At 65.3% G+C, this 5691-nt stretch carries 4 protein-coding genes; 3 read left to right on the forward strand and 1 reads right to left on the reverse strand.

Features of this window, described 5'->3' with window-relative positions:
- Positions 1–132 precede the first annotated feature (132 nt).
- Positions 133–903: a peptidoglycan editing factor PgeF gene (gene pgeF, locus VF497_RS09485; protein ID WP_330888025.1), complete on the forward strand. Its 771-nt coding sequence runs from the start codon at positions 133–135 to the stop codon at positions 901–903.
- A 9-nt stretch (positions 904–912) separates the two neighbouring features.
- On the opposite strand, the gene VF497_RS09490 is transcribed toward pgeF, so the two are convergent.
- Positions 913–2220 (reverse strand): M20/M25/M40 family metallo-hydrolase, encoded by a 1308-nt coding sequence (locus VF497_RS09490; protein WP_330888027.1) that lies wholly within the window; start codon positions 2218–2220, stop codon positions 913–915.
- Positions 2221–2479: 259 nt separating this feature from the next.
- Here VF497_RS09490 and clpB point away from each other — a divergent pair, with 259 nt between their 5' ends.
- The gene (clpB, locus tag VF497_RS09495; RefSeq protein WP_330888029.1) at positions 2480–5062 is read left to right on the forward strand and encodes an ATP-dependent chaperone ClpB; all 2583 of its coding nucleotides are present in this window, start codon (positions 2480–2482) and stop codon (positions 5060–5062) included.
- Between the two features lie 187 nt (positions 5063–5249).
- Positions 5250–5691: winged helix-turn-helix domain-containing protein (locus tag VF497_RS09500; protein ID WP_330888031.1), on the forward strand; the 442-nt coding region annotated here is incomplete at its 3' end.

The raw sequence follows: 5691 nt of genomic DNA on the forward strand, positions 1-5691 counted from the left end.
GCCACGGCAGCGGCGCGCACGCGCCGGACGAGTACTACGTCATCGAGTCGAGCAATCCGAAGGTAGAAGGCCTCGATGGTGCTGTGCTGTCGTTCGTCGACTATCTGTACGAGCTCGGCAAGTAACGATCGCATGAGCGCACCCGCTTCGCCGTCCACGGCGGGCACGATCCTCGTGCCCGACTGGCCCGTGTCTGCGCGCGTGCGCGCGGCGGTGACGACGCGGCTCCTGCCCGGCGCATCGCGGGCGCCGTTCGACGCGTTCAATCTCGGCGCGCATTGCGGCGATGATCCCGCCGTCGTCGCGGCCAATCGCGCGGCGCTCCTGCCTCTGCTCGGTCTGCCGGGCAAGCCGTGCTGGTTGCGTCAGGTGCACGGCACGAACGTGGTGCGATTCGATGGTCAGGCGTACGCGGAAGAGCCGCAGGCGGATGGCGCGGTGACATCGACGCCCGGCGTGGTGCTTGCCGTCCTCACCGCGGATTGCCTGCCGGTGGTGATCGCCGCGCGTGACGGCAGCGAGGTCGCGGTCGCGCATGCCGGCTGGAAAGGGTTGGCGGGCGGAATCCTGGAAGTCACCGTCGCGGCAATGCGTACGACACTTGGGGAATGCATCGCCTGGCTGGGCCCGGCGGCCGGGCCCGATGCCTACGAAATCGGCATGGAGGTGCGCGATGCGTTCCTCGCCCATGATCGCGGTGCTGCGGTTGCCTTCACTCCGACACGTCCGGGTCACTGGCGGGTCGATCTGTACGCGCTCGCACGTCAGCGCCTAGCCGATGCCGGCGTCCGCGACGTGTCCGGCGGCGATCGCTGCACGATCAGCGAGGCGCAGGCGTTTTTCTCTCACCGCCGTGATCAGCGCACGGGGCGCATGGCGACGCTTGCGTGGATCGAACCCTGAGTCTCGGCGTCAGCGCGGCGTAAGCGCGAGCCGGCTCATCAGGATAGCGGCGCGCTTGGCCTGGCGCGGGATGGAATCCAGATCGGCGGATTCGCCCGGCGCATGGCTGCCGCTGCCGGCCACGCCCATGCCGATCAGGCCGTCGACGTCGGCGGCGACGAAGGCGATGTCGCCCGCACCGCGCTTGAGCGGATCGAGTTCGCCCATTTCCGGCAGGCCGAGATCGCGGTTCACCGCATTGAGTTGCGCGAGCAGCGCGCGGCTGCCGGCGGTCGGGGCCATCGGCGGGTAGTGTTCCTCGATCTCCAGCACGGCGTCGGTCTGCGCCAGGTGGCGCGCGACGATCGCCTGCATCTTCTCGCGCACGCGCCGGGTCTGTTCGGCGCTGAGCGTGCGGAAATCGCCGCGGGCGACGGCAATGGGCGGAATGATGTTGTCCTTGCCGTTGGCCGTGAGGTGCGATTTTCCGGCGTCGAACGTCGCCTCCTGGCCGCCGCCGAGAAGGCCGACGTTGAAGGTGAGGTTCGGCTCCGGCAGCTCGTTGCGGAATGCATCGAGGATGCGCACGAGTTCGAAGACCGCGCCGTCGCCGGCGGATGACGAGAAGATCGTCGAGCTGTGGCCGGACTTGCCGCGCGCGGTGAGCGTCCACACGTTGGCCGAACGGCGTGCGATCGAGCCCATGTCGTGTCCGTCCTCCTGGGCGAGGTTCTCGAAATCCAGCGCCGCGTCGGCGCGCTTGCCGGCCTGGATGAGATCGGCGCGCGCGATGGTCAGCGGGCTGCCGACGTCTTCTTCGTCGCCGGTAAGCACGGCTTCGATGTCGGCGTCGCGCAGCGTGCCGGCAGCCTGCATCGCGCGCAGCGCGGTGAGCATCACCACGTCGCCGCCCTTGTCGTCGCCGACGCCGGGACCGATCGCGCGCGTGCCTTCGCGGCGGAAGCCCTTGAACGGGCTGTCCGGCTCGAACACCGTGTCGAGATGGCCGATCAGCAGGATGCGCTTGCCCTTGCCGGAACCGGCGTGGGTGGCGATCAGGTGGCCGGCTCGCCCGGTCTGTCGCAACGGCTTCCACTGCACACGAAAGCCGAGTGCCTCGAATTCGGGCGTGAGCATGCGTGCCACCGCTTCCACGCCTTGCAGGCTGTAGGTGCCGCTGTTCTGTTCGACCAGGCGCTGGAGCAGGGTGACGCTGCGGGCCTGGTCGGCATCCACCGCGGCGGCGATCTTTTGTTCCTGGGTTGACAGCGAGACAGCCGATGCGGTGGCAGCGGACACGAAAAGTGCGAGACAGACGAGGACGCGGGAAGCGGGCATGGCGGATTGGTAGGGGCAGGCGAAGTGCGTACGATAACGCAGGGCGGAAAATGGATGAATGCTCACTCGAACACGGGTTCGCGATACGTTGAATCGCATGGTCGCGAACCCATGTGGAATGCAGCTGCGGCTCTGTGCCGCATTTTCGCGCGCTTCGCGCGAAAAAAGTTCAGCTACATTCGTACGTCCCGCGCGAAAATATTCAACCAGGTTCGCGCGCTCGCGCGAAAACAATCCATACGTTTTGTGGGAAATCGTCATGAGACAAGACAAACTGACTTCGCGTTTCCAGCAGGCGCTCGCCGATGCGCAAAGCCTCGCCGTGGGCCGCGACAACAACATGCTCGAACCCGCGCACTTGATAGCCGCGTTGCTCGACCAGCAGGGCGGCTCGACCGCACCGCTGCTCGCCCAGGCTGGGGTCAACGTGCCGGTGCTGCGCCAGCGCATCAATGAGGCTGTCGAACGCCTGCCACAGGTCAAAGGGCAGGAAGGCAACATCAACGTCTCCAATGAGCTCAATCGCCTGCTCAACCTGACCGACAAACTCGCGCAGCAGCGCGGCGACGCGTTCATCGCGAGCGAGCTGTTCGTGCTCGCTGCAGTCGACGACAAGGGCGAGGTCGGCCAGGCGCTCAAGGCGGCTGGTGCAACGAAACAGAAGATCGAGGCGGCGATCGAAAAGATGCGCGGAGGCGAAAAGGTGGAAAGCGAAAACGCGGAAGACCAGCGCCAGGCGCTGGAGAAGTACACGATCGACCTGACCGCGCGCGCGGAGAAGTCCAAGCTCGATCCGGTCATCGGCCGCGACGAGGAAATCCGCCGCGTGATCCAGGTGCTGCAGCGGCGCACGAAGAACAATCCTGTGCTGATCGGTGAGCCCGGCGTCGGCAAGACCGCGATCGTCGAGGGCCTCGCCCAACGCATCGTCAACAACGAAGTGCCCGAAGGCCTGCGCGACAAGCGCGTGCTCTCGCTCGACATGGGCGCGCTGATCGCCGGTGCGAAATTCCGTGGCGAGTTCGAGGAGCGCCTGAAAGCCGTGCTCAAGGACCTGTCGAAGGAGGAGGGCAAGGTCATCCTCTTTATCGACGAACTGCACACGATGGTTGGCGCGGGCAAGGCCGACGGCGCGATGGACGCGGGCAACATGCTCAAGCCGGCGCTCGCGCGCGGCGAGCTGCATTGCATCGGCGCGACCACGCTCGATGAATACCGCAAGTACATCGAGAAGGATGCCGCGCTCGAGCGCCGCTTCCAGAAGGTGTTCGTCGGTGAACCGAACGTCGAGGACACGATCGCGATCCTGCGTGGTTTGAAGGAGAAGTACGCGTTGCACCACGGCGTTGAGATCACCGATCCGGCGATCGTCGCCGCCGCGACCTTGTCGAACCGCTACATCCCCGACCGCCAGTTGCCCGACAAGGCGATCGACCTGATGGACGAGGCCGCGTCGCGCATCCGCATGGAGATCGATTCCAAGCCGGAAGAGCTTGACCGTCTCGAACGCCGCCTGATCCAACTCAAGATCCAGCGCGAGGCGCTGAAGAAGGAGAAGGACAAGGAATCGAAGCAGCGCCTCGCCGATCTCGAAACCGACATCAGCAAGCTCGAGCGCGAGTTCTCCGACTTGAACGAAGTGTGGAAGGCCGAGAAGGCCGCCGTGCAGGGCACGACCAAGATCAAGGAGGAGATCGAGAACGCGCGCGCCGAGCTTGAAGCCGCGCAGCGCAAGCAGGATCTGGCCAAGGTCGCCGAAATCCAGTACGGCAGAATCCCGCAACTGGAAAAGCAGCTCGTCGCAGCGCAAGAGGCCGAGTCGAAAGGCTTCAAATTGCTGCAGCAGAAGGTGACCGGCGAGGAGATCGCCGAGGTCGTCAGCCGCTGGACCGGCATCCCGGTGTCGAAGATGCTCGAAGGCGAGCGCGAAAAACTGTTGCGCATGGAGGACGAGCTGCACAAGCGCGTCATCGGCCAGGACGAAGCCATTCACGCGGTCGCGGATGCGATCCGGCGTTCGCGCGCCGGTCTGTCCGATCCGCACAAGCCGATCGGCTCGTTCCTGTTCCTCGGTCCCACCGGTGTCGGCAAGACCGAGGTGTGCAAATCGCTCGCCGAATTCCTATTCGATTCGCCCGACGCGCTCGTGCGCATCGACATGAGCGAGTTCATGGAGAAGCACGCGGTCGCACGCCTCGTCGGCGCGCCTCCGGGCTACGTCGGCTACGAGGAAGGCGGCTATCTGACCGAGGCCGTGCGGCGCCGGCCGTACAGCGTCGTGCTGTTCGACGAGGTCGAGAAGGCGCACCACGACGTGTTCAACATCCTGCTGCAGGTGCTCGACGACGGTCGCCTGACCGACGGCCAGGGCCGCACGGTCGATTTCCGCAACACCGTGATCGTGATGACCTCGAACCTCGGCTCGCAGCTGATCCAGGAAATGCCCGGCGATACCGACGAGGAATACACGAAAATGAAGGCGGCAGTGATGGGCGTCGTGCAGGCGCACTTCCGGCCCGAGTTCATCAACCGCCTCGACGAGATCGTCGTGTTCCGTCCGCTTGACAAGAAGCAGATCCGCCAGATCGCGCGCATCCAGACCGCGTACCTCGCCAAGCGTCTCGGCGAGCGTCAGCTGGGCATGACGATCAGCGACAAGGCGCTCGACCTGCTCGGCAATGTCGGCTTCGACCCGGTGTTCGGCGCGCGCCCGCTCAAGCGCGCGATCCAGCAGCAGCTCGAGAATCCGCTGGCGAAGGAGATTCTCGAAGGCAAGTTCCAGCCGGGCGATACCGTGGCGGTCGATGCGGAGCACGGCCGTCTCGTGTTCGCGAAAACCTGAATTGGATTCTTGCCTTCATTGAGAAGTACGGCCAAGGATGGCCCAACGAAGAAAAGCCTGGCCTCAAGCCGGGCTTTTTCGCAAGTGCCTGACGCTCGGTTGAAATCGCGGCGGTTTGCGACGAAACTGAGCTCTGTCGCGTCCCGGGACGATCGGTTCTTCGGTTCTTTTGCTTCGATTCCCAGCGATGAATGCAAATTTGCACATGCTGCGGCGCTCGCCCTCGGCCGAGCAGCTCAAGCTGCAGAACCTGCGTCTGCGCGTCGGCGACTATGCCGTCGACGTCGGCGCGCTGCGCGTGATCGGCGCCGGCGAGTCGTCGCGCGTGACCAGCAAGGCCGTCGCGGTCCTGCTCGAACTCGTGCGCCACGCCGGCAACACGGTCGGCCGCGACGATCTGCTCGAAACGGTGTGGAAGGATCGCGTCACCACGCCCGACGTGCTCACCCAGGCGATCAAGGAACTGCGCCGCGCGTTCGCCGATGGCGACAAGCCGGCGCGCTACATCGAGACGATTCCGAAGGTGGGCTACCGCCTGCTCGCGGACGTGTCGGTGATCGAGGCCGATGAGATTCCGTTCGGTCGCGTCGACCATCTTGCGCTGCGTGCCGAGAACGAATCCTGGGTCG

It is taken from the genome of Rudaea sp., from assembly GCF_036383415.1.
Lineage (GTDB): Bacteria > Pseudomonadota > Gammaproteobacteria > Xanthomonadales > Rhodanobacteraceae > Rudaea.

Coding starts and splice junctions, on each gene's coding strand:
- pgeF (WP_330888025.1), top strand. CDS start 133: ATGAGCGCACCCGCTTCGCCGTCCACGGCGGGCACGATCCTCGTGCCC.
- VF497_RS09490 (WP_330888027.1), bottom strand. CDS start 2,220: ATGCCCGCTTCCCGCGTCCTCGTCTGTCTCGCACTTTTCGTGTCCGCT.
- clpB (WP_330888029.1), top strand. CDS start 2,480: ATGAGACAAGACAAACTGACTTCGCGTTTCCAGCAGGCGCTCGCCGAT.